Raw genomic sequence first — 25404 nt, forward strand, 5'->3', positions numbered from 1 at the left:
TCAGATCGAGCGGGTCTCCCCGGCCCGGTCGGCGTAGGCGGCCACCAGGTCGCCGTCCAGGGCCAGCTGCACCCGCCGGCGCATGTCCTGCACCGCGTCGGCGTCGTCCTGCGCCGCCTGTTCGGGCAGCTGCACGACGGTGGCCTCCGCCGCCCGGGCGATCTCGGCCCGCTGGACGTCGTCCCGGCAGGAGACGGCGACGTCCCGGAGCGTCTGCAGGATCGAGGTGAGGACGCTGGGCTCGGCGCCGCCGAAGCGGCGCAGCTGCCCGCAGGTCAGCTCCAGGTAGTAGTGCAGGTCCCGGTCGGGGACGACCGCACGCCCCACGCCGTCCGGGTCCCGGTGCAGCGTGGGGCCCAGGTGCGAGCCGACGACCCGGCTCAGCAGGTCTCCCATGTGGCCGAGTGCGGTGGCCGCCGTCACCGGGTCGTTGATGCTCGGGGACACCGCCTTGACCGCGATGTCCTCCAGCTGCCGGAACCCGAACCCGGCGTCCTGGTCCAGCGTCCGCTCGTAGCCCAGGTCGACCGCGGCCCGCACCTCGTCGGCGAGTCGGTCGGGCACGCCGCCGCCGGCACCGGACCAGACCGTCGCGATCGGGGTCAGCCGGACGACGTGGTCGCCCGGCCGGGTCTCGATCCGGACCACCGCGTCGTGCTCGCGGGCGAGCTGGACCAGCCGCTCGACGTCGACCGACCGCACGTACCCGCTGGCCGTCGCGTGCACCAGCTCACCGGCGGCCTGGTCCAGGTCCAGCTGGCCGGGGTCGTCGATCGGCTCGTCGTAGCGGGGGTAGAACTCCTCGATTGCCTTCTTCGTCTCGTCGTGCACCTTGAGCATCAGCGTGTCCACCCGCAGCAGCCGGGTCATGTGCGAGATGAACGTGAGGCCGGCGGCGAAGGCGGCGATGCCGAGCAGCAGGGCGACCAGCGCGCTGACCACCGGCACCGGTGAGCTGCTGTCCAGCTGGCGGATCGCCACGATGCTGAAGACGAACGCGGCCGTGAGCACCGACAGCACGCCCTTGGAGATGCGGTCCCGGGTGACCTCGCGCAGCAGCCGGGGCGAGAACTGCTGGGAGGCGAGCTGCAGGGCGACGACGGTGAGGCTGAACGTCAGGGTGGTCACGGTCACCACCGCGGTGGCCACCACCTCGAACATGCTCGACGCTGCGGCTTGGTCACCCGGCCAGAGGTGCGTCAGCCAGCCGTCGGTCGGGCGGATCCGGGTCAGCCCGAGCGAGGCGAGTGCGGCCACCACCCCGGCCACCGTCGGCCACAGCCACAGCGGCGACCGGGAGCTCTCCGCGCTGCCCCCCGTCACCGCTGTCCACCGGCCCGGCGGGCGACGGTGATCGCGTAGTCGAAGCGCCGGCCGTCACGCTGCACCGGCAGCACCAGGTGCGCGGCGTCGACCGCGTCGGGCAGCGCGGACAGCCGGCCGGCGAGCTCCGGCGCAGGGTCGCTGGACCAGACGGCCAGCACGCCACCGGGCCGCAGTGCGGCGATCGCGGTGGCCAGCCCGGCCTCCTCGTACAGCGGCGCGTTCGTGTGGTGGACGAGGAACGCAGGCCCGTTGTCGACGTCCAGCAGCACCGCGTCGTAGCGGCCGGGGGAGCCGGCGAGGTGGTCGGCCACGTCGGTCACGTGCAGCCTCAGCCGCCGGTCGACGCCGCTCAGCGCGGGCAGCAGGCCGCGGCCCGCCCACCCCACCAGTGCACCCTGCAACTCCGCCACGTCGACCGCGGCCACCCGGGGGTCGGCCAGTGCGGTGGCCGCGGTCCAGCCCAGGCCCAGCCCGCCGACCAGCACCCGGAGCCGGTCGCCGGCGCAGCGGGCCAGTGCCTCGGTCGCCAGCGCCCGCTCGGTCGAGGTGTCCACGTCGTCCATCGCGAAGACGCCGTCCACGATGAGCTCGAGGTGCGTGGCGCCGTCCTCGGCGGTGCGCCGGCGCAGGACGACCTCGCCGTGCGGGCCGCTCGCCCGGCCGAGCTCGGTGACCGTCATCGCGCGCTGCCCGGGCGGAGCCGGCCAGAGGAGGGTGCGGGGCGGGGGAGCAGCGGGGCCTCCGGGGGTGGTTCCGCGTCGGCGTGGCTGACCGAGCAGGACGGACTCTGCCACGGGGCCGACCCCCGCACCCACCGGCGTCGCGTGCCGGGGGCAGCTCAGCGGGCCGGGCGCAGCCGCAGGGTCTGGCCAGGGCGCAGCTGCGCGCACCGGTCGACGTCCGCGTCGGTGACGTACCCGATCACCGGGTAGCCGCCGGTCACCGGGTGGTCGGCGAGGAACAGCACCGGCAGCCCGGACGGCGGCACCTGCAGCGCCCCGCGGACCATCCCCTCGCTGGGCAGCTCACCCGAGCGCAGCCGGTCCAGCGGCGTGCCGTCCAGCCGCAGGCCGACCCGGTTGCTCTCGCTGGTGACCGCCCAGGCCTGACCGATGAGCGCGGCCCAGACGGCCTCGCCGAACCAGTCGGCCCGCGGGCCGGGCAGCACGGTGACGGTGAGCTCGCCCGCGGCCGGCTCGGGCACCGGGGCCAGGTCGACCCCGGGGGCCGGGTCGACCGGCTCGCCGACCGGCAGCACGTCACCGACGGCGACCACCGCGGGGCCGAGACCGGCCAGGACGTCGGTGGCCCGGGAACCCAGCACCGGCGGGACGGCGATGCCGCCGCGGACCGCCAGGTAGGTGCGCAGCCCGGCGACCGGTGGGCCGAGCCGGAGCTCCTGTCCCCGGCGCAGCACCGTCGGGGCGGCGTGCGGGGCACCGGGGCAGCGCGCCCCGGCGGTCACCACGAGCAGGTCGGCCTCGGCGCGGACGGCCAGCCCGCCGAACGTCACCTCGAGCACCGCGGCGTCGGTGCGGTTGCCGAGCAGCCGGTTGGCCAGTGCGGCCGACGCCCGGTCGCAGACGCCGGAGCGGCCGATGCCCAGTGCGGCCTGTCCCGGGCGGCCGAGGTCCTGCACGGTGGTCAGCGGCCCGGTGGCCAGCACGGTCAGGCTCATCGCGGTGCCGCCACGAAACGCACCCGGGTGCCCGGCCGGAGCAGCGCGGCCGGTTCACGACCGAGGTCGAACACGGCGACGTCGGTGCGCCCGATCAGCTGCCAGCCGCCGGGCGACTCGCGCGGGTAAACGCCACTGAACTCCCCGGCCAGCGCGACCGAGCCCGGCGGCACCTTGGTGCGCGGGGTGGCCCGGCGGGGCACGTCCCACTGCCCGCCGGGCTCGGTGAGGTAGCCGAAGCCGGGCGCGAAGCCGCAGAAGGCCACCGTCCACTCGGCGCCGGTGTGCCGCTCGACCAGCCCGGCCGGGGTGAGGCCGAGCAGCTCGGCGGCCTCGCTCAGGTCGGCGCCGTCGTAGTGCACCGGCAGCTCGACGGTGTCGCCGACGGCCTGCGCGTCCGGGCGCGGGGTCGTCGCCCGCACGGCGTCGGCGACCGCGGTCAGGGTGGTGACCGCGGGGTCGGTCATCAGCAGCACGGTGCGGGCGGCCGGCACGACGTCGACCACCCCGGGCGGCGGGTCGGCGCTGAGCGCCGCGTACAGCGCCAGGACGTCGTCCAGCCCGTCCAGCTCGACCAGCAGGGCGGCGCTCCCGCTGGGGAGCAGCCGCATCAGCTGGTGAAGGGGGCCAGCTCGACCCCCGCCGTGGTCAGCGCCGCGCGCACCTGCCGGGCGATCTCCACCGCACCCGGGGTGTCGCCGTGCACGCAGATCGACCCGGGGTGCAGCGTCAGCTCGCCACCCTCGACGTCGGTGATCGGTTCACCGGTGGCCATGGCCACGCACCGGGCGGCGATCTCGGCCGGGTCGTGCAGCACCGCGCCGGGCAGCCGGCGGGACACCAGGGTGCCCTCCGGGGTGTAGGCGCGGTCGGCGAACGCCTCGTGCACCACGGTCAGCCCCGCCTCGGCGGCCAGCCGCAGCCACACCGACCCGGGCAGACCCAGCACCGGGAGCGTCCGGTCGTAGGCCACGACGGCTGCGACCACCGCGGCCGCCTGCTCCTCGTGGTGGACGATCGCGTTGTAGAGCGCGCCGTGCGGCTTGACGTAGCGCACCCGGTCGCCGGCGATCCGGGCGAAGCCCTCCAGCGCGCCGATCTGGTAGACGACGTCGGCGGTCAGCGCCTCGGGCTCCACGTCGATGAACCGGCGGCCGAAGCCCGGCAGGTCGCGGTAGCCGACCTGGGCGCCGATCGCGACGCCGGACTCGACGGCCTTGGCGCAGACCCGCCGCATGATCGAGGCGTCACTGGCGTGGAAGCCGCAGGCGACGTTGGCGCTGGTGACCACGCCCAGCAGCGCGTCGTCGTCGCCGAGCGTCCACTGGCCGAAGCCCTCGCCGAGGTCCGAGTTCAGGTCCACACGGGTCATGTCGACAGCCTCCCTCACGCGAACAGGTCGATGACCGGGCGGATCGAGTTGATCGCCAGGTACAGCGTGAGCAGCCAGGCGACCCAGCCGATCACCAGCAGCCAGCGCGGGTAGCGGTAGCCGTTGAGCAGGTCGGCGCGGCGGGTGGCCACCCAGAGCAGGACGGCGATCCCGATCGGCAGCAGCAGCCCGTTGAACGCCCCGGCGAAGACCAGCAGCGTCGTGGGTGCGGTGCCGATCAGCACGTAGACCAGCGAGGTGAAGGCGATGAACCCGACGACCAGCAGGCTGCGGGTGCGGTCGGAGGTCGTCGTCCGGGAGGTCACGAAGGACACCGAGGTGTAGGAGGCGCCGATGACGCTGGTGATCGCCGCGGCCCACAGCACGATGCCGAACACCCGCAGGCCCACCTCGCCGGCGGCCTGCTCGAAGGCCGACGCCGCCTGGTTGGTCGGGTCGAGCGCTGCGCCGCCGGTGACCACACCGAGGATCGCCAGGAAGAGGACCACCCGCATCACGGCGGTGATCAGGATGCCGGTGACCGAGCCGCGGGTGATGTCCCGGACCCGGCCGGGCCCGGAGATGCCCGAGTCGAGCAGCCGGTGGGCGCCGGCGTAGACGATGTAGCCGCCGATCGTGCCGCCGACCAGCGTGGTGATCGCCAGGATGTCGATGTCCTCGGGCAGCACGACGTTGCGCAGCGCCTCACCCACGGGCGGCCCCGAGGTGATCGCGACGTACGTGGTCAGCACGATCATCACCAGCCCGAGGACGACGACGATCCGGTCGACCGCCACCCCGGCCCGCTTGCTCAGGAAGATGCCGATGGCGATCAGCGCCGACAGCGCCCCGCCGATCTTCGGGTCCAGCCCGAGCATGGCGTTGGTGCCCAGGCCGGCGCCGCTGACGTTGCCGATGTTGAACACCAGCCCGCCGATCAGCAGGAAGGCGGCCATCACCCAGCCCAGACCGGGGGCGACCAGGTTGCCCAGCTCCTGGGCCCGCCGGCCGCTGACGCCGATCACCCGCCACACGTTCAGCTGCAGCGCGATGTCGATCAGGATCGAGATGACGATCGCGAAGGCGAACGCGGCGCCCAGCTGCACGGTGAAGGTGGTCGTCTGGGTGATGAAGCCAGGGCCGATGGCCGAGGTGGCCATCAGGAACATCGCGCCGAGCAGGGTGGAGCGGGTGCTGGAGGCCAGCCGCCCGGGGGGCGCGGTGGACGGCTCGGCTGGGGTGGAGGCCATGGCTGCTCCCGGGTCGGGTGAGGTGCTCCGGCGGCGAGGGGTCGCTGCCCGCGGGCTGGTGCCGCTGGCGACCGAACCTAGAGAGTTGTTGAACAATCCCTCAAGGGGATCGGACGACATTTAACTGCGCGGACACATCAGGAGACGGCAGGATGACGGCATGCCCGAGCCCGCCGACACCGCCTGGCTGCGCACCGTGGCGCACGAGGTGCGCAGCTTCGACCGGTCCAGCACCGCCGAGCGGGTCGCCGAGCTGCTCCGCTCCCGGGTGATCGAGGGCGACCTGCCGCCGGGCACCCGGCTGTCGGAGGAGCAGCTGGTCGAGGTCCTGCACGTCAGCCGGAACACGCTGCGCGAGGCGTTCCGGCTGCTCACCCACGAGGGCCTGCTGGTGCACCGGCTGCACCGCGGGGTCTTCGTGCCCGAGCTGGACGAGGACGACCTGGTCGACCTCTACCGGCTGCGGCGGACGATCGAGTGCGACGTCGTCCGCCGGCTGGAGGGGCTGGACGCCGTCCGGCTGCGGCCGCTGTACGACGCCGTCGCCGCCGGCGAGGACGCCGCCCGGCGCGGCGACTGGGGGGCGGCGGGCACCGCCAACATGCGGTTCCACCAGCAGCTCGTGGCGCTGGCCGGCAGCCGCCGGCTCGACGAGACGACGGCCCGGCTGCTCGCCGAGCTCCGGCTCGCGTTCCACGCCATCGCCGTCCCGCAGCGGCTGCACGAGCCCTACGTCAGCCGCAACCGCGGTCTGCTGGACCTGCTGACCGCCGGGGAGGTCGAGCAGGCGGCCAAGGAGCTCGAGGCCTACCTGCACGACTCGGAGGCCGAGCTGCTGGCCGCCCACCGCGAACGCCCGAGGAGCTGACCGTGACCACGATCGTCCCCGCCGCCCGTCCCGCCGCCGCCCGGGCCGCGTTCCGCGCCGGGCTCGCCGTGCCCTCGTCGGGCTGGGCGCCCGGGCACACCCAGGCCAACCTCGTCGTCCTGCCCCGGGACTGGGCCTGGGACATGCTGCTGTTCGGCCAGCGCAACCCGCAGCCGGTGCCGCTGCTGGACGTGACCGACGCGGGCTCCTGGGAGACCACGCTGGCCCCGGGCGCCGACCTGCGGACCGACCTGCCGCGCTACCGGGTGTGGCGGGACGGCGAGCTGGCCGACGAGCCCACCGACGTCACCGACCTGTGGACCGACGACCTGGTCGCCTTCCTGATCGGCTGCAGCTTCAGCTTCGAGACCGCCCTGCTGGACGCCGGGGTGCCGGTGCGCAACATCGAGCAGCGCCGGAACGTGTCGATGTACCGCACCGATCGGGAGTGCCGGCCGGCCGGGCGGCTGTCCGGGCCGCTGGTCGTGTCGATGCGCCCGGTGCCCGGGCACCTGGTGGCCACCGCGGTGCAGGTGACCGCGCGGATGCCCGCGGTGCACGGGGCCCCGGTGCACGTGGGGTCGCCGGCCGCGCTCGGCATCGCCGATCTGGCCCGGCCCGACTTCGGCGAGCCGGTCGACCTCGCGGACGGCGACGTCCCGGTGTTCTGGGCGTGCGGGGTGACGCCGCAGGCAGCGCTGATGGCGTCGCGTCCGCCGTTCGCGATCACCCACGCCCCGGGGCACGTGTTCGTCACCGACGTCCCGGACGCGGTGTACCGGCAGCCCTGAGCCGGCTCAGGGCTCCGCCGCGCGGAAGCAGGCGGCGATCTCGTGTTCCCGTGCAGCCTCCTCCGCGCTGCTCAACTGCTCGGACTCTTCCCAGCTCAAGCCGGGCCGGGTCTGGACGTCGAGACCGAGCTGCTCCAGACACGGGGCGACGAGGGCCTCGTCGACCGGGCCGGTCGGGAACGCCGGCCACGACGGCAACGGACCGCTGAGCATCGGGGACAGCGACTGCTGCCCGACCGGGCTGGTGACCTGCACCTCCCCGGCGTTCCAGGTGACCGGGGTGATGACCACCCCCAGCGGGACCCCGTCGACCAGTGGCAGCGGGTCGAAGTCGCGCACCAGCTCACCGCCGGAGGTCCGGTCCAGACTGGGGGAGTACTCGGCCTCGAGTCCGGGCTCGCCGAGCACGACCAGCGTGCTGGTCTCCGCAGAGCCGTCCATCAGGGCCAGCGGATCGGCCCACAGCGGCACTCCGCCGATCACCGGCGTCATCTCAGCGGGCTCCGCGCCGCGCGGCCCGGTGAACCACGTCCAGACCCATTCCGTCCCGGCGCGGGCGACCACCACCGCCCACCGGTGACCGCCGGGGACGTCGGCGGCGTACACCACCCGCTGGGTGCCCGGGTCCGGCGACGGTCCGCCCCAGTCGACCAACTGGCCGTCCGGCGCGGTCGGGTCGGTCCAGTCGGCACCCGCCATCGCGGTCAGGAACTCCTCGTCGTCGGCGAGCGAACCGCGGACGGGCGCCTCGACCAGCCCCGGGGTCGGCGCGACGTACGTGCTGGTGACCGGGGCCGGAATCGGGGTCGCCGCCGGCGGTGCCGCGGTCACCGCCGTGCGGGCGAACGAGGCACCGGAGACCAGCAGCACGACGGCCAGGACGCCGGCGGCCCAGCCGGTTCCCCGGCGCCGGCGGTGCCGGTCCAGCGCGACGGCGCGGGCCGCCGTGGGACCGTCGTCCACCCGGTGCGCGCCCTCGGCGAGCCGGCGCAACCGCTCCGCGACGGCCTGGCCGGCGTCCGCGGTCATGTCGGCCTCCGGTAGATCGCGTACGGGTCGTCGTCCGGGTGCGGCCGGACGGCGGCCGGCCCGGGCACCGAGCCGGCCGTCGGGGCTGCGGACCGTGCCGGTCGGGGGGCCGGTCCGGCCGACGAGGCGGGTGACGTTGCGGCCGACGAGGCGGGTGACGGCGGGGGTGGCGGTCGCAGGTCCGGTCGCGGGGCCGGGGTCCCCGGGTGGCGGTAGATCGCGTACGGGTCGGCGGGGTCCGCGCTGGGGACGGGGGGCCCTGGCCGGTCCGGGACCGCCGGCGCCGGCTGCGGGTCGACGACCTGGTCGGCCGGCTCCGTCGGCGGTGCGGGCTCGTCCACGAGGAGGGGGCTCAGGGTGTCCAGGGCGTCGGCGAGGGCGGCCCCGACCTCGGCGGGCGAGCAGCCGAGCAGCATCGCGACGGCGTCCTCCTCCTCGCCCTCGTGCAGCCGGAGCACGGCCACCGCCCGGGTGCGCGCGTCCAGCTCGGCGAGCGCTCGCAGCCACCGCCGGTCGGGCTCGTGCTGACGTCCCGCGACCAGTGCGCTGCCCCGGCCGGCCGCCGGGAGCCGCGTGCGGCCGAGGGCGGCCGACAGCAGCGCCTCCCGGGCGTCGGTCAGCGCGGCCGCCGGCGAGCCGAACCGCCGCCAGCGCCGGTGCGTCCGCGCCAGTGCCGCCACCAGCAGGTCGTCGGCCTCGGCCGGGTCGGCGGTGAGGAGGAGGGCGGTGCCGCGCAGCTGCTGTTCGTGCTCGGCGACGAACGCCGGGAAGCCGTCCTGCCGCTGGTCCACGCCCACCCCTCCCGGTCCGCCGTCGATGGCGGCACCATATCGGTGCGATCGCGTTCCGTCAGCCAGGCGGCACACTGGCCGCCGATGACCACCGCCCCGGATCCTGCTGTCGTCGCCCGGCTGCGCGCGGCGGGGTGCGTGTTCGCCGAGGAGGAGGCGGTGCTGCTGGCAGAGGCCGCCGCGTCGGCCGGCCAGCTCGACGGCCTGGTCGCGCGGCGGGTGGCGGGCGAGCCGCTGGAGCAGGTGCTGGGCTGGGCGGAGTTCTGTGGGCTGCGGTTCGCGGTCGAGCCGGGGGTGTTCGTGCCACGGCAGCGCACCCGGCTGCTGGTCCGGGAGGCGGTGGTCCGGGCGGCGCCGGGGGCGGTCGTCCTGGACCTGTGCTGCGGGGTCGGCGCGGTGGGGGCGGCGGTGGCGGCCGCGGTCCCGTCGGTCGAGCTGCACGCAGCGGACCTCGACCCGGTCGCGGTCCGCTGCGCCCGGCGAAACGTGTCCGGGTCGGTCTACGTCGGGGACCTGTACGACCCGCTCCCGGAGGCACTCCGCGGCCGGGTCGACGTGCTCGTGGCGAACGCGCCCTACGTGCCGACCGACGCGATCGGGCTCATGCCACCCGAGGCCCGTGACCACGAGGCGCGGGCCGCGCTGGACGGCGGGGCCGACGGGCTGGACGTGCAGCGCCGGGTGGCGGCGGCGGCGCCGGACTGGCTGGCGCCCGGCGGTGCGCTGCTCATCGAGACGGGCCGGCAGCAGGCGCCCGGGACGGTGGCTGCGTGCACCAGCGCCGGGCTCACCGCCCGGGTGGTCGAGGACGACGACCTGGCGGCCACCGTGGTCGTCGCCGTCCGCGAGGCCTGAGACGCGAACGGCCCCCTCCCGGTGCGGGAGGGGGCCGTTCGCGGCAGTCGGATCAGGAGGGCTCGACGCCGAAGGCGGTGGCCAGCTTCTCGATCTTGCGGGCCCGGCCGAGGCGGGGCAGGTCACTGCCGTCGCGGATGACCTGGCCGCGGGCGTCGAAGTCGGCCAGGAAGTCCCGGGCCCAGGCGACGTCCGACGGTGCCGGGCTGATGACCTCGTTGATCACCGGCAGCTGGTCCAGCTGCAGGCAGAGCTTGCCGGTGAGGCCCAGGGAGACCGTCAGCGCCGACTGCTCGCGCAGGATCGGGTGGCTGGTGCCCACCGTGGGGCCGTCGATCGGGCCGGGCAGGCCGCCGACCCGGCTGGCGATGACCAGGCGGGAGCGGGGGTAGGCCATCGCCAGGTCGTCGGCGCTGGTGCCGGTGTCGCGCCGGTAGTCACCGCTGCCGAAGGCGAGCCGGAAGGCGCCGCGGGCAGAGGCGATCCGCACGGCCTCCTCGATGCCCAGCGCCGACTCGACGAGGGCGAGCACCGGGGTGGAGCCGCCCAGCCGGTCGTAGGTCTCGGTGACGTGCTCGGCGGCCTCGGTCTTGGCGAGCATCACGCCGGCCAGGCCGGGCAGCCCGGCGAGCGCGGCGACGTCGTCGGCCCAGAACGGGGTCGCGTGGTCGTTGATCCGGACCCAGGCCCGGTTGCCGGGGACGGAGAGCCACTCGACGACGTCGGCCCGGGCATCCGGCTTGCGGGCCGGGTCGACCGCGTCCTCGATGTCGAGCACGATCTGGTCGGCGCGCGACTCGTGCGCCTCGTCGAACAGTTCCGTGCGGGCGCCGTTGACCAGCAGCCACGAGCGCGCGATTCCGGGGTCTACGTTCCTGCCTCTGTGCACCGGGACATTGTGGGGCCCCGGGGTGCGCCGGTTCCCGCGGGGGTGCTGCAGGGTGCCGCTCGCGATGCCCGGCGCCGGCCGGTCAGGCTGCGCGCCGGCCGAGCAGGTCGAGCAGGCCCACCCGCCAGTCGACGTCGACCCGGCGCCCGGCCCAGTCGCGCGGACGGACCAGGTCGAACCGGACCAGTTCCGGCTCCCGGCCGAGCGTGCGTTTGTCGGCCCACAGCAGCGCCAGGTGGTCGCGCCGGCGCAGATCGGGAGCGCCGTCGATCGCCAGCTGCAGGCGCTGCTGGGCGACCGGCGCCTGCCGGTAGAAGTCCCGCAGGCCCTGGGTGTCGGCGGCCGGCAGCTCGCCGTCGTCGGAGTGCCACACCCGCAGCACCTCGGTGGGGGTGCGCAGGATCAGCCCGCTCATCGGCAGCCCGAGGTTCTCGTTGCCGGGGTCGAGCAGCTCCAGCTGGGTGCCGAACGGGTGGTCGTCGTGCTCGGCGTAGGGGCGCAACCGCTCCATCGCCTCCCGGCGGACCAGCTGGTGGTCCAGGTGGCGGTCGGCGGCCGGCTGCCAGCCGTGCGCCGCGTGGATCTCCCGGCTGACGGTCAGGCCTCCGAGGAGTGCGTCGCGCACCTCGACCAGCAGCGGGTGCAGTCGCCGGAAGGCGGCTTCGGGGCTGTTGTCCACGTCGGGCAGTCTGCCGGGCGGGGGTGACAGTCCCGGCTCGTGGCGCGGCAGGATCACCGCGTGTCCACCCCGCCGCCCGCGCCGTCCGCTCCGTCCCGCCCGGTCACGGTGGTGACCGGCGGCAGCCGCGGCATCGGTGCGGCCACCGCCGTCCACCTCGCCCGGCAGGGCCACGACCTGGTCGTCGGGTACCGGTCAGGCCGCCTCGAAGCCGAGGCCGTGGTGACCGCCGCGCGCGACCTCGGCGTGCGGGCGGTCGCCGTCCGGGCCGACGTGGCCGACCCCGATGACGTCGACGCGCTCTTCGCCGCCGCGGCCGAGCAGCTCGGGCCGGTCACCGGGCTGGTCGCCAACGCCGGCCTGACCGCGCACCTCGGCGACCTGGCCGACACGCCTGTCGAGGTCGTCCGGCAGGTGATCGACGTGAACCTGCTGGGCGTCGTCCTGTGCGTCCGCCGGGCGGCGCAGGTCATGTCCCGGCGGCGGGGCGGGCCGGGTGGGGCGATCGTCACCGTCTCCTCCAGTGCGGCGACGCTGGGCTCGGCGCACGAGTACGTGCACTACGCAGCGGCGAAGGCGGGCGTCGACGCGCTCACCATGGGACTGGCGAAGGAGCTCGCGGACGACGGGGTCCGGGTCAACGCGGTGGCGCCGGGGCTGGTCCGCACCGACATCCACGCCGGTGCCGGCGACGCCGGTCGGCTGGAGCGGGTCACGGCCCGCGTGCCGATGGGCCGTCCCGGGGAACCGGACGAGATCGCGCCGGCGATCGCCTGGCTGCTGGGGCCGGAGGCCGGCTACGTCTCGGGCGCGGTGCTGCGGGTGGCCGGCGGGCTCTGATCAGGAGGCCCTAGCCCGGCCGGCGGCGCGCGTCGGTCCTCCGACCTTGTCTCGCTGTCTCGCTGTCTCGCTGTCTCGCTGTCTCGCCGAGTCGCCGAGTCGCCGAGTCGCCGAATCGCCGTGTCGGGACGTCGACTCGACGAGTTGTCGACTCGTGGGCCCGCCGACTCGTGAGGTCGCCGACTCCGACCCCCGCTCTCGGGATGCGTCCCATCCGCTGAGAACTGTCAGACCCTCTCCGTAGGTTCGGGGTGTGTTCGAGACGGGCGGGTTCGGGGTCGCGGTGACGGTGTCACTGGCCGATCCGGGGCTGCCTGCTGAGCTGGATCCGGCGCCTGCTGGGGTGACGCGGCGTCGGACGCGGTTGTCGGAGGTGGTGGCGTCGGCGCGGCTCTCCGATGCCGGGCTGGCGGGGGAGCTGCGCGCGGTGGTGGACATCGGTGCGCAGCTGGCCGCCTACGAGGCGGTCGTGGTGGCCGAGTTGGCGCGGCGTCGCCCGGTGGAGTGGGACCTGACCGAGCAGGAGCCGGGGCACGGGGTGGAGGGCTGGCGTCCGGTTCGGGTGCCGGCGGGGGTGAGTGAGTTCCCCGCCGATGAGCTGGCACTGCTGAAGGGCATGTCCCGGACGGCGGCGACCCTGTTGGCGGAGCGGTCGCTGGTGTGGGTGCACGAGCTGCCGGCGACGTGGGCGGCGTTGGCTGATTCGCTGATCGACCCGCCGCGGGCAACGGCGATCGCGAAGGCGTTGGGTGGGCAGTCGCAGGCTGCCGGTGGCCGGGTCGAGCCGGCGATCGTGGCCGAGGTGGAGGCCCAGGCGCTGGGCTGGGCGGTGGCGGGGGAGACGCCGGTGCGGTTGCAGGAACGGACGGCGGCGGCGTTGATCGCGCTGGACGATGCGGCGGCCGATCGGCGGCGGAAGAAGGCCGAGCAGTGTGCTGATGTGACCACCCGGGCCACCGCCGATGGGATGGGTCAGCTGGTGGCGGACCTGCCGATGCCGGTGGCCGCGGCCTGCCGGGAGACAGTGGACAGCTATGCGCGGATGGCGAAGGCCGAGGGCGACGGGCGGCCGATCGGGCAGCTGCGCACCCAGGTGATGGCCGATCTGATCCTGCGCCCGTGGGACACCAGCCGGGAGCCGGTGACCGCCCATCTGACGGGTCCTGGCGCCGCTGCCGGCGCTGCACACCCGCCCGTTCGACGGTCCGACCCCGCCGGGTGAGGGCCACGGCACGTCCGAAGAGGGCCACCAGGCGCCGGGCGAGGATCTCCTTGTGTCAGGCGAGGGTCACGCCTCGGGCGAGGATCTCCTCGCACCGGGCGGGGGTCACGCGGCGGGCGAGGGCGGGCTCCCGCCGTGCGATGACCGGGACGCTGCGACGGTGGACGGGGCGCCGATCACCGCCGGGCAGCTCCGGCAACTGCTGGCCCAGCTGGACGCGATCTGCCCCGGCGGGCTGCAGGCCCCGACCGGGGGCACGCTGAACATCGACCTGGTCGATCCGGTCACCGGGGCGCTGCGGGCGACGGTGACCCGCCCGGAACTGGAGCGGCTGGCCCGCCGCGGCTGCCCCGCTCATCCCGACCGGGACTGCGGGTGCGGGGTGCTGGACCGGCCACCGCCGATCGACCGCTACACCCCGACCCCGGCCCAGGCGCGGTTCGTCCGTGCCCGGGACCGCACCTGCCGGCATCCGGGCTGCCGTCGGCCGGCCGCGCGCACCGACCTGGACCACGTCTGCGCCCACCGCGCTGGTGGGGCCACCGACTGCACCAACTTGTGCTGCTTGTGCCGGCGACACCACCGGTTGAAGACCCACGCACGCCGATGGCGGTTCGTGATGACCGCCGACGGCGCCCTGTCGGTCACCACCCCCTCCGGGGTCACCCGGACCACCCGACCACCGGGCCTCCACCTGCCCGGCCACCGAACACCGAGCTCCCGAACACCGAGCTCGCGAACACCCGGCCGCCAGCCGCCGGGTCCCCGGCTGTCCGCCGCCGGACAGCTGACCGGAGGCGGGAGCCCACCCGACCCGGAGGACCCGCCGCCCTTCTGAGGTCCATGGCCTGTGGCCGCCCCGCTTTCTGAGGCCCCATGACATGTGCCCCCGCTTCCTGAGGCCCCATGGCGTGGGGCCGCCCTGGGATGGGGGAAGCCGCGTCGACTGTCCTCGACAGCGCGCGAGGAGGTCGCCTGGCGGGTCCATCCGGGGGCGAGAAGGCGAGACCTCTGGGGCGGGTGTGACACGAGTGCCCGGAGAGGAAGAACGGCAGCTCAGGGGCGCCAGTGCGCCCTGTTCGAGTCACAGCGAGCACACAACGGGCCGATAAGCACAGCGTGATCCGTCACCACCTCGCAGCGAGTTCGCCGCGGAGCCCTCAGTGGTTCGACCCGGCGCACCAGGCCGACATCCTCGCGGCCTTCGACAGTCAGCTCGCCGCCGGGCTGCACGATCGGAAGCCGCACAGCCCGCGACCGGAACGGGTCCGCGAACTGGGCCAGCTGGCTGCGGCCAGTGCGCTCCCGGCCCGGGCGGCTCTGCTCCGCTGGGGTGCGCTGCCCGCCTCGGTCCGCGCGCACCTGCTCACCAGCTGGTACGGCAGTCAGGTCGCCAGGAGCTCCGCCGCCTGAGCCGCTCGGCGGCCAGCACCGGCGGCCGGCAGTGGCGGACAGATCCTCGGCGCCTCCGCTGCCCAGACCCGGCAGGGACCCGTCCGCTCACCTGCCGCCGTTGCGGGTGACCTGATCGGGGACGGTCAGTCCCAGGGCTCCCCGCAGGTGGCGCAGCGGCCCGAGGGCAGCCGCTCGGTCAGGCGGCCGCACACCGGGCAGACCTGGTCGAGCCAGCACGCCGGGTCACCGCCCTCCGGCTCCGGCTGCTCTGGCTCCCGCGTCACGGCGCCCGTCGGTCCTCGTCGGGGGGCGCGAACCGGGCCAGGGCGTCGATCGACGGGCACGTGTAGTACGCCCCGCTCAGCGGGGTCAGGAAGCCGGTCAGCCCGTCGCGCACCCCGTCGGTCGCCCCGGCCATCCGGCGGAGCATCTCGGTGAGGCGCCACTGATCGCGGGCGAACCCGACGAACGCCGTCCCGTGGTCGGTGACCCCGCCGTAGGCGACGTTGCGCCGGAAGATCTGCTTCTCCTCGCCGTCCACCTCGACGGTGGTGCGGGCGACGTGCGCGCTCGGCAGCATCACGTCGTCGGGCAGCTCGACGCTGTCCGGCTTGGTCCGGCCCATCATCATCTCCTGGCCGTGCATCCCCAGCGATTCCCAGGCGGCGCTGTCGTGCCGCCACACCTGGTAGAGCACGATGCTCGCCCCCGCACCCGGCTCGCCGGCCGGCACTGCCGCGACCTCGGCGGCGGTCAGCAGTGAGGGGTTCTCCGTGCCGTCGATGAAGCCGGTCAGGTCCCGGTCGTGCTGGTACAGCCAGCCGGTGACCTCCGCGGTCACTCGTGCAACGCCGGCGAGGGCGGCGAGCACGGCCCGGGCGTTGTCGAAGACCGCGGTGCGATCGCCCCCGGCGACCCAGATCCAGGCGTCGTGCTGGGTCGCCAGCATCCGGTAGCGGCCGGCGCCGACGAGGTCCTCGGTCCAGCTGGCGGCGTCCGCCGGGGCGTCGGCCGGGGCGACGGCGGCCCACAGCTCCGGCCGGAAGCCGACCACCAGGTTCACGCCACCGGTGGAGGAGAGCGGACCGGTGAGCCCGGCCACCCCGCGGACCAGGTCCTCCGCGGAGCAGCCGGGCTCGAGGTCGAGCTCCAGGTAGCAGTGCTCAGGGGTGCCGAGGGCGAAGATGCCCGGCTGCGTCGTCACGCCGTCCACCCTGCCCGATCGGGCCTCAGCTGGTCGGCGGCTCGTCCTTGCCGGCCTCCTCGAGCGCGTCGGCCTCCTCCTTGGTCTTGTGCACCGCCTTGTCGGCGTGCTCCGGCGGGCCGTAAACCGTGTAGAGCACCAGCGGGTTCACCCCGGTGTTGAGGAAGTTGTGCTTCTTGCCGGCGGGGACGACGACGAGGTCACCCTGGGCGACGTTCTTCTTCTGCCCGCCGACGACGGCCTGGCCGGTGCCGCTGACGAAGGTGAGGATCTGGTCGATGTCCTCGTGCACCTCCTCGCCGATCTCCCCACCCGGCGGGATCGTCATGATCACCAGCTGGGTGTGCTCGCCGGTCCACAGCACCCGACGGAAGTCGGCGCTCTCCTCGGCGACGGTGGCGATGGTGAAGTGCTCCATGGCTGCCGTTCCTCCTCGATCCAGTCGCTCCTGCCGGCGCGCGCCGGCTCATGATCAGTGAAGAGCAGAGTGGCCTCCGCCGCGATCCGAAGCCCTCGGGTCGGGCGACACGGGGGAACAGGCCCTCCGACTCTGCCGTCGACCGGCCGGGTGGGGGAGGCTTCCCGGTGCCGGGTACCGGCGGAGCACTTGCACACGAGCACAGGAGGACGGCGTTGACGCAGCAGCCAGCAGACCGGTCGGGGAACGCAGCACTCGCTGCCGAGCGGGACGAGGCGGCCACCGAGCTGGCCGCGGTCGAGGGCGAGGTGTCGACCCGCGCCGCCGTCGAGGGTGGCGTCGTCGTCGGTCACGACGGCTCGGACTGCGCGCAGGAGGCGCTGCAGTGGGCGGCGACGCTGGCCGAGCGCGCCTCGTGGCCGCTGCACGTCGTCCGCGGCTGGCGGATCGCCACCGCCCCGCAGCCGCCGAGCTGGGAGCTCGGCTACGTCCCGCCGATCGGTGAGTACGAGCAGGCGGTGCAGGCCGACCTGGAGGCCGACGTCCGGGCCGCGCTGGGCGCCGAGCGGGCCGGGAAGGTCACCTGCCACGTGGTGCACGCCGCGCCGGTGCGGTCGCTGCTCGAGGCCGCGCAGCACGCCGACCTCCTGGTGGTCGGGGCCCGCGGGCGGGGCGGCTTCGCCGGGCTGCTGCTCGGCTCGGTGAGCGACCAGGTCACCCGGCACGCCCCGTGCCCGGTCACCGTCGTGCGCACCGAGCGCAAGGCCTGACCGGCGTGGCGGTCCAGCACCCCGTGCCACCGGCCTTCCTGCGGGCGCACACCCGGCTGGACCGCCCGTCGCTCGTCCCCGAGGTGCAGCTGCACGTCGCCGACGACGTCGTCGCGCTCTGGGAGGCGATGGAGACCGAGGGCGGCGGCGCCGGCGAGGACCCGCCGTTCTGGGCTGCCGCCTGGCCCGGTGGCCAGGCGCTGGCCCGCCACGTGCTCGACCACCCGGAGCTCGTCGCCGGCCGCCGGGTGCTGGACCTGGGAGCCGGCAGTGGCCTGGTGGCCGTCGCCGCGCTGCTGGCCGGGGCGAGCAGCGTGCTGGCCAGCGACGTCGACCCGTACTCGCACGCCGCGGTCGGGCTGAACGCCGAGGTCAACGGGGTCGCCGGGATCGAGGTCGTCGGGGACGTCCTGGACGAGGAGCTCCCGGAGATCGACGTCGTCCTGGCCGGCGACGTCTGCTACGACCGGGAGATGACCGCCCGGGTGCTGCCCTTCCTCGGCGCGGCCTGGCTCCAGGGGGCCACCGTCCTGCTGGGCGACCCCGGACGGGCCTACGTCCCTAAGGAGGGGCTGGTGGCCCAGGCGGAGTACGACGTGCCGGACGCCGCCGGGGGAGCGGTGCGCCGGACGACGGTCTGGCGGCTCCCCTGAGGCCCACCGGCACCAGCCGTCCCGCTGCTGCCGCCCCGCCCCGCCACCGGATGGGAGACGTGGCACATGGCGACGAAATCCGCCTCCGGGCATTGTCACGCCCAGGCGACGGCCTCTACCGTGGCCAGGTCCGGTCGGACGTCTCGTCCCCACCCGGGGAGCCCGCACCGGATGCCGCCGAATCGCTGCACGCAGCGAACCGGGGACCCACCGCACCACTGGGGTGAATCCCGCCCGGGCAGCCGCCCGGCTGGGTAGGGCGACTTCCCGCCCGAACCCGTCAGCTGACTCGGTAGGCGGCCGCGGAAGACCCACGGAGCCCCTCTCTTCATGTCCCGTCGCACCACCGCGTCCTCGTCCGACGAGCAGCTGCCCGCCACCGAGGTGCTCCCCGTGCTCTCGACCGGTGCCGATGACGCCCCGGTCGCCCGGCGGGCTCGTCGTCAGCCCCCGGGGGGCCTCCGTCGGCCCACGCTGTACCTCGGCGTCGCCGCCGCCGGCGCGATCCTGGTCAACGTCCTCGTCGGCGGTGAGCCCGGCACGCGGGCCGAGGCCGCCGTCGAGCCCGCCAGCGTCGCCGCCCAGCTCGACCTGAGCTCGCAGCAGACCGGGACGGCCCTCGTCGACGGCCCGCTGGCCGACCGGCTCGGCCAGCTCGCCGCCAACCGCAGCCAGCGCGAGGCCGCGCAGGCCGCCGCCGCGCAGGCGCAGGCCGCCGCCGACCAGGCTGTGCTCGACGCGCAGGCAGCCGCGGCAGCGCAGGCCGCCGCCGAGGCACAGGCCGCGGAAGAGGCGCGGATCGCCGCCGAGGCCCAGGCCGCCGCCGAGGCGAAGGCCGCGGAGGAGGAGGCAGCGGCTGCCGCCGCTCGGGCGGCGACCCCGGCCCCGTCCAGCACCACCAGGACGCCGGCTGCGCCTGCCCCCGTCGCGTCCTCGGGGTCGGGCTCGTTCCAGGACTACGCCCTGGGCAAGCTCGGCGGCGACCAGACGCAGTTCTCCTGCCTGGAGAGCCTGTGGGGCAAGGAGAGCGGCTGGAACCCGAACGCGCAGAACCCGAACAGCACCGCGTACGGCATCCCGCAGTTCCTGGACTCCACCTGGAAGAGCACCGGGATCGCCAAGACGTCGGACGGCTACCGGCAGATCGACGCGGGGCTGATCTACATCAACAACCGCTACGGCTCGCCGTGCGCCGCGTGGTCGCACTCGAAGGCCACCGGCTGGTACTGATCCAGCGGCGGTGCACGGCGAGGCCCGGGTCCGGCTGGACCCGGGCCTCGCTGCGTCCGGTGCAGTGCTGGCGTGCCGGGCTGATGGCCCTCCTGTGCACCGGCGGGGGACCATCGGGGAGGATCGAGGGGTTCGACCACCGAGACGAGGAGCGCTGACCCGTGGGCAAGCACCGCGCACCCGAGGGCGCCGCGACGGACTTCGACGCCGCCACCAGCGCCCTGGCCGACGTGACGGGCGACTACACCGTCGACGTCACGCACACCCGGATCGGCGTCCGGGCCCGGCACGCCATGGTGACCACCGTGCGGGGTGCCTTCACCGACTTCTCCGGCACCGCCCACCTGGACACCGCGACGCCGGCGGCCAGCAGTGTCCGTCTGCGGATCGCCGCCGCCAGCATCGACACCGGGACGCCGGACCGCGACGCGCACCTGCGCTCGGCCGACTTCCTGGACGTCGAGCAGCACCCCGAGATGGTCTTCGTCTCCACCGCGGTCGAGCAGGTCGACCGGGACGTCTACCGCGTCACCGGCGACCTCACGATCAAGGCGGTCACCCGGCCGGTCTCGATCGACTTCACCCTCACCGGCTCGGCGCTGGACCCGTTCGGCAACATGCGGGTGGGCTTCGAGGGCGCGCTGGCGATCAAGCGCAGCGAGTGGGACCTCACCTGGAACGCGATGCTGGACACCGGCGGCGTGCTGGTCAGCGACCGGATCCAGGTGGAGTTCGACGTCTCGGCGATCAAGGACGCCTGACCGGCGCACTGTGTCCCACGCCACCGTCGGCCGCTAGGGTGGCACTCAGTGCCACGTAGGGCGCCGGGGGACCGGCCGGCCCGCGACGGCAACCCCGGCGACGACGGCGTCGCCCGGGACGAGTCGAGCAGCAGGGGGTCCGCAGGTGGCGAACGCGTGGTTCGAGTCGGTGGCGGAGGCACAGCGGCGGGCGAAGCGGCGGCTGCCCAAGGGCGTCTACGGGGCGCTGGTGGCCGGCTCCGAGCGCGGGCTGACCGCGCAGGACAACCTCGCCGCCTTCGCCGAGCTCGGGTTCGCCCCGCACACCGCCGGGCTCAGCAACGAACGGCAGCTGGCCACCACGATCATGGGCCAGTCGGTCTCCATGCCGATCATGATCAGCCCCACCGGCGTCCAGGCGGTCGACCCCGAGGGTGAGGTCGCCGTGGCCCGCGCCGCCGCCTCCCGCGGCGTCGCGATGGGCTTGTCCTCCTTCGCCAGCAAGCCGATCGAGGAGGTCGTGGCGGCGAACCCGCAGACCTTCTTCCAGATGTACTGGGTCGGCACCCGCGAGGAGATGCTCGGCCGCATGCAGCGGGCGAAGGACGCCGGCGCGGTCGGCATGATCGCCACGCTGGACTGGTCCTTCGCCTACGGCCGCGACTGGGGCAGCCCGTTCATCCCGGAGAAGATCGACTTCGAGGCGGCCCGCCGGTACGCCCCGCAGGTGCTGGCCCGGCCGCGGTGGCTGCTCGACTTCGCCCGCACCCGCAAGCTCCCGGACCTCACCGTGCCGAACATGGTGGCGAAGCCGGGGGACGAGCCCCCGACGTTCTTCGGGGCCTACGGGCAGTGGAGCGCCTCGCCGATGCCCTCCTGGGACGACGTCGCCTGGCTGCGGTCGCAGTGGGACGGGCCGTTCATGCTCAAGGGCGTCATGCGCGTGGACGACGCGAAGCGTGCCGTGGACGCCGGGGTCTCCGCGATCTCGGTGTCCAACCACGGTGGCAACAACCTCGACGGCACCCCGGCGGCGATCCGCGCGCTGCCCGCGGTCGTCCAGGCGGTGGGCGAGCAGGTCGAGGTGCTGATGGACGGCGGCATCCGGCGTGGCGGCGACGTCGCCAAGGCACTCGCGCTGGGCGCCCGGGCGGTCATGATCGGTCGGGCCTACCTGTGGGGCCTGGCCGCCAACGGCGAGGCCGGGGTGGGCAACGTGCTCGACCTGCTGCGTGACGGGCTCGGCTCGGCGCTGGTCGGCCTCGGCCACCGTTCGGTCGACCAGCTCAGCCCGGCCGACCTCGTCGTCCCGCCGCACTTCGAGCGGCACCTCGGTGAGGACGGCGCCGACGCCCCGGCGGCCCAGCGGTCCTCGGGCAAGGGCACCACCGCCTGAGGGTCCCGGTGGCGGTGCGATGACTTCCGCCGGCCGCCGCCGTCCTCCCTGCTGAGCGCACCGTCCCCCGGACGCGGGGTGCGCCACCCCTCGGACGCAGGAGGCCGGCATGACCCAGCTGTCCCGGTTCGTCACCGTGTGGTCGGCCCTGCAGGCCCAGGTGGAGAGCGGCCGGCTGCCCGGCTACGCCGCCGCCGTGCGCCACCACGGCGAGGTCGAGGTGCACACCGGCGGCTCCCTCGAGCTGGGGGGCCGCACCCGGGTACGGCCGGACTCGCTGTTCCGGCTGGCGTCGCTGTCCAAGCCCTTCGCCGGCGTGCTGACGCTGTCGCTGGTCGAGGACGGGCTGCTGGACCTCGACGACCCGGCCGGGCGGTGGCTCCCGGAGCTGGCCGAACTGCGGGTGCTGGTCGACCGGGCCGGCGCACTCACGGACACGGTGCCCGCTGATCGCCCGATCACCGTCCGCCACCTGCTCACCAGCACGCCCGGCTTCGGTGGGCTGTGGGACGGCTCGCCGCTGGACCAGGCTCTGTACCGGGCCGGCCTCGGACCGGGTCCGCTGCCGCCGGAGCTGACGCCGGAGGAGTACCTGGCCCGGTTGGGCGAGCTGCCGCTGGCCGCGCAGCCGGGGGCCAGCTGGCTGTACCAGCTCAGCACCGAGGCGCTCTCGGTGCTGCTGAGCCGGGTCACCGGGTGCCCGCTGCGCGACCTGCTGCGCGCGCGGGTCACCGGCCCGCTGGGCCTGGCCGACACCGGCTTCTGGGCGACCGACCCCGCGCGGCTCGGCCCGGCGTACCTGCCGGCCGGTGACGGGTTCGAGCTCCTCGACCCGGCCGACGGGCGGTCGTCCGTGCCACCGGTCTTCGAGGGGCTGGCGGCCGGGCTGGTCTCCAGCGCACCGGACGTGCTGGCCTTCTTCGGCGCGCTCGCCGACGGGGGCGGGCCGCTGCTGAGCCCGCGATCGGTGGCCGCCATGACCACCGGAGCGCTGACCACGGCGCAGCGGGTGGAGGCCGCCGACTTCCTCGGCGCCGGCCGCTCCTGGGGCCTGCAGGTCGGCGTGCAGGTCGAGCCGGGGGAACCGTGGGCGCAGCCGGGCCGGTTCGGCTGGGACGGCGGGACGGGCACGACCGCCTACGCCGATCCGGACCGGGACCTCGTCGCGGTGCTGCTCACCGCGCGCGGCATGGCCGGGCCGGGCGACGGCCTGGACACGTTCTGGCGGGCGCTGTACCGCTGCCTCTGACCCACCCCTGCGGGAGCTCGCCCGACGGCTCAGCGGGGTCGGTCAGCACCCAGCGCGAGCACCGTGCGCAGCGCGGTGACCAGGGCGAGCGGCTGGTCCAGCATCGGGTGGTGCCCGCTGTCGGGCAGGTCGACCACGGGCATCCCGGCTCGGGTCAGCCCGACCATCTCGGTGGCCATCTCCGGGCTGACCAGCCCGTGCTCGCAGCGCAGGAAGGTCAGCGGGACGGCGACGCCGGGCAGCAGGTCGCGCAGTCGCAGCCGGGTGCCGAAGAAGTCCGGGTCGAACTTCCACGTCCACCCGCCCTCGACCGCGCGCAGCGAGCCGGCGGCCACGTGCTCGCGGACGAAGGGGAGCAGGACCTCCTGCGGCGGCAGGGTCCGGAAGCGGGCCCGGGCCTCGTCCGGGTCCGGGTACACCCGGTGCGGCCGGCGGCGCTCCCGCAGCCGCCGCTCGTCCGGCGGCCGGTCGTTGAGCGGGGAGTCCACGACGACGACCGAGCCGATGTCGCCCGGGTGCTCGACCCCCACGGTCACCGCCACCCAGCCACCCATGCTGTGGCCGACGACGACGGGCCGGTCGAGGCCCGCATCGGCGGCGACGGCCACCACCTCACGCGCCCACAGCAGCGGGTCGTAGTCAGCGCGCCGGTCGCTGTCGCCGTGGCCGGTCAGGTCGAGGGCGACCACCCGGCGGCCGGTGAGCAGGGGAGCGACGTGGTCCCACCAGCCGGAGTGGGCCGCCCCGCCGTGCACCAGGACCACGCCCGGTGCCCCGGCCGGCCCCCAGGCCCGGTAGTGCACCCGGGACCCGGCGACGACGACGTCCCGGTGTTCCGGCTGCTGGGCGAGGGCCTGGGTGAACCACGTCGGCGGGGTCATCCCCGGATCCTGCCCGACGGCGGCAGCTCGACGAGAACGGGCTGGGAGCTGCCTCCGGGACGCGGAGGCAGCTCCCAGCCCGATGTCGAGCTGCGGTGCGGGTCAGCGGCCCTTCAGCAGCTCCTCGAACGAGGTGGTCGGGTCGGCGAAGGGGTCCGCCGGGCGGGTGGCCGCGGGACGGCCGCTGACCAGACCGGCGAGTTCGCCGGCTGCGCGGTCGATGCGGCCGGCCAGCGACCGGTCGACGCCGCCGCCGGCCCAGTCCTCCGCGGCGGCGAAGACGCCGGTGGGGACGACGACCGCCCGCAGGTAGGCGAACAGCGGGCGCATCGCGTGCTCTACGACCAGCGAGTGCCGCGGCGTCCCGGCGGTGGCGCCGAGCAGCACGGGCTTGCCGGTCAGCGCGTCCTTGTCCAGGACGTCGAAGAACGTCTTGAACAGGCCGCTGTAGGAGGCGGAGAACACCGGGGTGACCGCGATCAGCGCGTCGGCGCCGACGACCGTGTCGATCGCCGTCTGCAGCGACCCGTTGGCGAAGCCGCTGGTCAGGTTGTCGGCCAGGTCGCGGGCGTGCCCGCGGAGCTCCACCACCTCGACGGTGGCGTCCTCCCCGCGGGCGCGCAGCGCCTCGACCGTGGCGGCGGTGAGCCGGTCGGCCAGCAGCCGGGTCGAGCTGGGGTCGCTCAGCCCGGCGCTGACGACGGCGATGGTGCGGGTGGTCATGCCTGCGCCGCCGTCTCCACGGTCCGGCCGGTCACGTCGTCGGCGGCGTGCACGGTGCTGTCGTGCCCGCCGCCGGCGGCGGCGACCAGGCTGGCGTGGGTGGGCGCGTCCGGCACGTGTGCCGGCTTGAGCGCGGCGAACTCGCGGCGGAGCACCGGCACGACCTCCTCGCCCAGGATGTCCAGCTGCTCGAGCACCGTCTTCAGCGGCAGCCCGGCGTGGTCGATGAGAAACAGCTGCCGCTGGTAGTCACCGACGTAGTCGCGGAAGCCGAGCGTCCGCTCGATCACCTGCTCCGGAGAGCCGACGGTCAGCGGGGTCTGCGAGGTGAACTCCTCCAGCGACGGGCCGCCGCCGTACACGGGCGCCTTGTCGAAGTAGGGGCGGAACTCGCGGACGGCGTCCTGGCTGTTCTTCCGCATGAACACCTGGCCCCCCAGCCCGACGATCGCCTGGTCGGCGCTGCCGTGGCCGTAGTGCTCGAACCGGCGGCGGTAGAACTCGACCATCCGCTCGGTGTGCTCCGGCGGCCAGAAGATGTGGTTGTGGAAGAACCCGTCGCCGTAGTAGGCCGCCTGCTCGGCGATCTGCGGGCTGCGGATCGAGCCGTGCCAGACGAACGGTGGGACGCCGTCCAGCGGGCGCGGCGTGGAGGTGAAGCCCTGCAGCGGGGTGCGGAACTGGCCCTCCCAGTTCACGACGTCCTCCCGCCACAGCCGGCGCAGCAGCTGGTAGTTCTCCACGGCCAGCGGGATGCCGTCCCGGATGTCCTTGCCGAACCAGGGGTACACCGGGCCGGTGTTGCCCCGGCCCATCATCAGGTCGACGCGGCCGTCGGCGACGTGCTGCAGGGTCGCGAAGTCCTCGGCGATCTTCACCGGGTCGGTGGTGGTGATCAGCGTCGTGGACGTCGACAGGACCAGCTTCTCGGTCTTGGCCGCGATGTAGCCCAGCGTGGTGGTGGGGGAGGAGACCACGAACGGCGGGTTGTGGTGCTGGCCCTGGGCGAAGACGTCGAGCCCCACCTCCTCGGCCTTGAGCGCGATCGTGATGAGCGACTTGACCCGCTCGGCCTCGGTGGGGGCCCGGCCGGTGGTCGGGTCAGGGGTGACGTCGCCGACGGTGAAGATCCCGAACTGCATCGCGTGCTCCCTC

General features: G+C 74.9%; 29 protein-coding genes and 1 riboswitch. Of the genes, 13 read left to right on the top strand and 16 right to left on the bottom strand.

Annotation, left to right across the window (positions count from 1 at the left end):
• From O2W20_RS07275 to O2W20_RS07300, 6 genes are all read right to left on the bottom strand, one after another.
• Window positions 1-1323, bottom strand: coding sequence for a DUF2254 domain-containing protein (locus O2W20_RS07275; protein ID WP_269173307.1), 1323 nt, complete (start codon window positions 1321-1323; stop codon window positions 1-3).
• On the bottom strand, window positions 1320-2006 hold the full coding sequence (locus O2W20_RS07280) for a spermidine synthase (protein WP_269173306.1): 687 nt from the start codon (window positions 2004-2006) through the stop codon (window positions 1320-1322). Before O2W20_RS07280 ends, O2W20_RS07275 begins: the two co-directional genes overlap by 4 nt.
• A gap of 158 nt (window positions 2007-2164) precedes the next feature.
• Complete coding sequence (locus tag O2W20_RS07285; protein WP_269173305.1) at window positions 2165-3004, bottom strand: biotin-dependent carboxyltransferase family protein; 840 nt, start codon at window positions 3002-3004, stop codon at window positions 2165-2167.
• Window positions 3001-3615 carry a 5-oxoprolinase subunit B family protein gene (locus tag O2W20_RS07290; protein WP_269173304.1) on the bottom strand — a complete coding sequence of 205 codons (615 nt, stop codon included), beginning with the start codon at window positions 3613-3615 and terminating at the stop codon, window positions 3001-3003. Before O2W20_RS07290 ends, O2W20_RS07285 begins: the two co-directional genes overlap by 4 nt.
• A complete protein-coding gene (locus tag O2W20_RS07295) occupies window positions 3615-4376 on the bottom strand; it encodes a LamB/YcsF family protein (protein WP_269173303.1) in 762 nt (253 codons plus the stop codon). The genes O2W20_RS07290 and O2W20_RS07295 overlap by 1 nt, the downstream gene beginning before the upstream one ends.
• A 14-nt stretch (window positions 4377-4390) precedes the next feature.
• Window positions 4391-5626, bottom strand: coding sequence for an NRAMP family divalent metal transporter (locus O2W20_RS07300; protein WP_269173302.1), 1236 nt, complete (start codon window positions 5624-5626; stop codon window positions 4391-4393).
• 160 nt (window positions 5627-5786) lie between these two features.
• Between O2W20_RS07300 and O2W20_RS07305 the strand changes: the two genes are divergently transcribed.
• Both O2W20_RS07305 and O2W20_RS07310 read left to right on the top strand, forming a co-directional pair.
• Window positions 5787-6494: a GntR family transcriptional regulator gene (locus O2W20_RS07305; protein ID WP_269185490.1), complete on the top strand. Its 708-nt coding sequence runs from the start codon at window positions 5787-5789 to the stop codon at window positions 6492-6494.
• A 2-nt stretch (window positions 6495-6496) separates the two neighbouring features.
• Window positions 6497-7285: a putative hydro-lyase gene (locus O2W20_RS07310; RefSeq protein ID WP_269173300.1), complete on the top strand. Its 789-nt coding sequence runs from the start codon at window positions 6497-6499 to the stop codon at window positions 7283-7285.
• Between the two features lie 6 nt (window positions 7286-7291).
• Here the strand turns inward: O2W20_RS07310 and O2W20_RS07315 are convergent, their stop codons facing one another.
• Window positions 7292-8314: a hypothetical protein gene (locus O2W20_RS07315; RefSeq protein ID WP_269173299.1), complete on the bottom strand. Its 1023-nt coding sequence runs from the start codon at window positions 8312-8314 to the stop codon at window positions 7292-7294.
• Complete coding sequence (locus O2W20_RS07320; RefSeq protein ID WP_269173298.1) at window positions 8311-9105, bottom strand: hypothetical protein; 795 nt, start codon at window positions 9103-9105, stop codon at window positions 8311-8313. The genes O2W20_RS07315 and O2W20_RS07320 overlap by 4 nt, the downstream gene beginning before the upstream one ends.
• An 84-nt stretch (window positions 9106-9189) precedes the next feature.
• On the opposite strand from O2W20_RS07320, the gene O2W20_RS07325 reads away from it, so the two are divergent.
• Complete coding sequence (locus tag O2W20_RS07325; RefSeq protein WP_269173297.1) at window positions 9190-9960, top strand: putative protein N(5)-glutamine methyltransferase; 771 nt, start codon at window positions 9190-9192, stop codon at window positions 9958-9960.
• Window positions 9961-10012: 52 nt separating this feature from the next.
• Here O2W20_RS07325 and O2W20_RS07330 read toward each other — a convergent pair whose 3' ends face one another.
• Both O2W20_RS07330 and O2W20_RS07335 read right to left on the bottom strand, forming a co-directional pair.
• Complete coding sequence (locus tag O2W20_RS07330) at window positions 10013-10849, bottom strand: HpcH/HpaI aldolase/citrate lyase family protein (protein ID WP_269173296.1); 837 nt, start codon at window positions 10847-10849, stop codon at window positions 10013-10015.
• A gap of 82 nt (window positions 10850-10931) precedes the next feature.
• Window positions 10932-11528, bottom strand: coding sequence for a hypothetical protein (locus O2W20_RS07335; protein ID WP_269173295.1), 597 nt, complete (start codon window positions 11526-11528; stop codon window positions 10932-10934).
• A gap of 60 nt (window positions 11529-11588) precedes the next feature.
• Here O2W20_RS07335 and O2W20_RS07340 point away from each other — a divergent pair, with 60 nt between their 5' ends.
• The 4 genes from O2W20_RS07340 (at window position 11589) to O2W20_RS07355 (ending at window position 15003) form a co-directional block, all read left to right on the top strand.
• On the top strand, window positions 11589-12368 hold the full coding sequence (locus O2W20_RS07340; protein WP_269173294.1) for an SDR family oxidoreductase: 780 nt from the start codon (window positions 11589-11591) through the stop codon (window positions 12366-12368).
• Between the two features lie 253 nt (window positions 12369-12621).
• Complete coding sequence (locus O2W20_RS07345) at window positions 12622-13590, top strand: hypothetical protein (protein WP_269173293.1); 969 nt, start codon at window positions 12622-12624, stop codon at window positions 13588-13590.
• A 160-nt stretch (window positions 13591-13750) separates the two neighbouring features.
• The gene (locus O2W20_RS07350; RefSeq protein ID WP_269173292.1) at window positions 13751-14428 is read left to right on the top strand and encodes an HNH endonuclease signature motif containing protein; all 678 of its coding nucleotides are present in this window, start codon (window positions 13751-13753) and stop codon (window positions 14426-14428) included.
• Between the two features lie 281 nt (window positions 14429-14709).
• Window positions 14710-15003, top strand: a complete 294-nt coding sequence (locus tag O2W20_RS07355; RefSeq protein ID WP_269173291.1) for a hypothetical protein — start codon at window positions 14710-14712, stop codon at window positions 15001-15003.
• Window positions 15004-15128: 125 nt separating this feature from the next.
• On the opposite strand, the gene O2W20_RS07360 is transcribed toward O2W20_RS07355, so the two are convergent.
• Genes O2W20_RS07360 through O2W20_RS07370 form a run of 3 tightly spaced genes read right to left on the bottom strand, consistent with a single transcriptional unit; the run spans window position 15129 to window position 16607 of the window.
• Window positions 15129-15269 (bottom strand): hypothetical protein, encoded by a 141-nt coding sequence (locus tag O2W20_RS07360; protein WP_269173290.1) that lies wholly within the window; start codon window positions 15267-15269, stop codon window positions 15129-15131.
• On the bottom strand, window positions 15266-16189 hold the full coding sequence (locus O2W20_RS07365) for a Dyp-type peroxidase (RefSeq protein ID WP_269173289.1): 924 nt from the start codon (window positions 16187-16189) through the stop codon (window positions 15266-15268). Before O2W20_RS07365 ends, O2W20_RS07360 begins: the two co-directional genes overlap by 4 nt.
• Before the next feature lie 25 nt (window positions 16190-16214).
• Entirely contained in the window at window positions 16215-16607 is a 393-nt protein-coding gene (locus tag O2W20_RS07370; RefSeq protein WP_269173288.1) for a cupin domain-containing protein, read from the bottom strand.
• A gap of 215 nt (window positions 16608-16822) precedes the next feature.
• Here O2W20_RS07370 and O2W20_RS07375 point away from each other — a divergent pair, with 215 nt between their 5' ends.
• The 6 genes from O2W20_RS07375 to O2W20_RS07400 all read left to right on the top strand — a co-directional run bounded on the left by O2W20_RS07375 (window position 16823) and on the right by O2W20_RS07400 (window position 22645).
• Window positions 16823-17377, top strand: a complete 555-nt coding sequence (locus tag O2W20_RS07375) for a universal stress protein (protein ID WP_269173287.1) — start codon at window positions 16823-16825, stop codon at window positions 17375-17377.
• Window positions 17378-17382: 5 nt separating this feature from the next.
• A complete protein-coding gene (locus O2W20_RS07380; RefSeq protein ID WP_269173286.1) occupies window positions 17383-18030 on the top strand; it encodes a class I SAM-dependent methyltransferase in 648 nt (215 codons plus the stop codon).
• Between the two features lie 165 nt (window positions 18031-18195).
• Window positions 18196-18344, top strand: a riboswitch (cyclic di-AMP (ydaO/yuaA leader).
• Window positions 18345-18360: 16 nt separating this feature from the next.
• Window positions 18361-19260 carry a transglycosylase SLT domain-containing protein gene (locus O2W20_RS07385; protein ID WP_269173285.1) on the top strand — a complete coding sequence of 300 codons (900 nt, stop codon included), beginning with the start codon at window positions 18361-18363 and terminating at the stop codon, window positions 19258-19260.
• 161 nt (window positions 19261-19421) lie between these two features.
• Window positions 19422-20021, top strand: coding sequence for a YceI family protein (locus O2W20_RS07390; protein WP_269173284.1), 600 nt, complete (start codon window positions 19422-19424; stop codon window positions 20019-20021).
• A 145-nt stretch (window positions 20022-20166) separates the two neighbouring features.
• Complete coding sequence (mftD, locus tag O2W20_RS07395) at window positions 20167-21396, top strand: pre-mycofactocin synthase MftD (protein WP_269173283.1); 1230 nt, start codon at window positions 20167-20169, stop codon at window positions 21394-21396.
• A 109-nt stretch (window positions 21397-21505) separates the two neighbouring features.
• Complete coding sequence (locus O2W20_RS07400) at window positions 21506-22645, top strand: serine hydrolase domain-containing protein (RefSeq protein WP_269173282.1); 1140 nt, start codon at window positions 21506-21508, stop codon at window positions 22643-22645.
• A 29-nt stretch (window positions 22646-22674) separates the two neighbouring features.
• Here O2W20_RS07400 and O2W20_RS07405 read toward each other — a convergent pair whose 3' ends face one another.
• The 3 genes from O2W20_RS07405 to O2W20_RS07415 all read right to left on the bottom strand — a co-directional run bounded on the left by O2W20_RS07405 (window position 22675) and on the right by O2W20_RS07415 (window position 25391).
• Window positions 22675-23526, bottom strand: a complete 852-nt coding sequence (locus O2W20_RS07405) for an alpha/beta fold hydrolase (protein WP_269173281.1) — start codon at window positions 23524-23526, stop codon at window positions 22675-22677.
• A gap of 102 nt (window positions 23527-23628) precedes the next feature.
• Window positions 23629-24249: an FMN reductase gene (locus tag O2W20_RS07410; RefSeq protein ID WP_269173280.1), complete on the bottom strand. Its 621-nt coding sequence runs from the start codon at window positions 24247-24249 to the stop codon at window positions 23629-23631.
• Window positions 24246-25391: an LLM class flavin-dependent oxidoreductase gene (locus O2W20_RS07415; protein ID WP_269173279.1), complete on the bottom strand. Its 1146-nt coding sequence runs from the start codon at window positions 25389-25391 to the stop codon at window positions 24246-24248. Before O2W20_RS07415 ends, O2W20_RS07410 begins: the two co-directional genes overlap by 4 nt.
• Window positions 25392-25404: the final 13 nt, after the last annotated feature.

Origin of the sequence: Modestobacter sp. VKM Ac-2982, assembly GCF_026967935.1 — a bacterium.
Lineage (GTDB): Bacteria > Actinomycetota > Actinomycetes > Mycobacteriales > Geodermatophilaceae > Modestobacter.

Bases quoted from the DNA above. Each gene is read 5' to 3' on its own strand.
- O2W20_RS07325 (WP_269173297.1), top strand. From the start codon at position 9,190: ATGACCACCGCCCCGGATCCTGCTGTCGTCGCCCGGCTGCGCGCGGCG.
- O2W20_RS07415 (WP_269173279.1), bottom strand. From the start codon at position 25,391: ATGCAGTTCGGGATCTTCACCGTCGGCGACGTCACCCCTGACCCGACC.
- O2W20_RS07410 (WP_269173280.1), bottom strand. From the start codon at position 24,249: ATGACCACCCGCACCATCGCCGTCGTCAGCGCCGGGCTGAGCGACCCC.
- O2W20_RS07290 (WP_269173304.1), bottom strand. From the start codon at position 3,615: ATGCGGCTGCTCCCCAGCGGGAGCGCCGCCCTGCTGGTCGAGCTGGAC.
- O2W20_RS07305 (WP_269185490.1), top strand. From the start codon at position 5,787: ATGCCCGAGCCCGCCGACACCGCCTGGCTGCGCACCGTGGCGCACGAG.
- O2W20_RS07370 (WP_269173288.1), bottom strand. From the start codon at position 16,607: ATGGAGCACTTCACCATCGCCACCGTCGCCGAGGAGAGCGCCGACTTC.
- O2W20_RS07405 (WP_269173281.1), bottom strand. From the start codon at position 23,526: ATGACCCCGCCGACGTGGTTCACCCAGGCCCTCGCCCAGCAGCCGGAA.
- O2W20_RS07300 (WP_269173302.1), bottom strand. From the start codon at position 5,626: ATGGCCTCCACCCCAGCCGAGCCGTCCACCGCGCCCCCCGGGCGGCTG.
- O2W20_RS07280 (WP_269173306.1), bottom strand. From the start codon at position 2,006: ATGACGGTCACCGAGCTCGGCCGGGCGAGCGGCCCGCACGGCGAGGTC.
- O2W20_RS07285 (WP_269173305.1), bottom strand. From the start codon at position 3,004: ATGAGCCTGACCGTGCTGGCCACCGGGCCGCTGACCACCGTGCAGGAC.
- O2W20_RS07385 (WP_269173285.1), top strand. From the start codon at position 18,361: ATGTCCCGTCGCACCACCGCGTCCTCGTCCGACGAGCAGCTGCCCGCC.
- O2W20_RS07295 (WP_269173303.1), bottom strand. From the start codon at position 4,376: ATGACCCGTGTGGACCTGAACTCGGACCTCGGCGAGGGCTTCGGCCAG.
- O2W20_RS07315 (WP_269173299.1), bottom strand. From the start codon at position 8,314: ATGACCGCGGACGCCGGCCAGGCCGTCGCGGAGCGGTTGCGCCGGCTC.
- O2W20_RS07400 (WP_269173282.1), top strand. From the start codon at position 21,506: ATGACCCAGCTGTCCCGGTTCGTCACCGTGTGGTCGGCCCTGCAGGCC.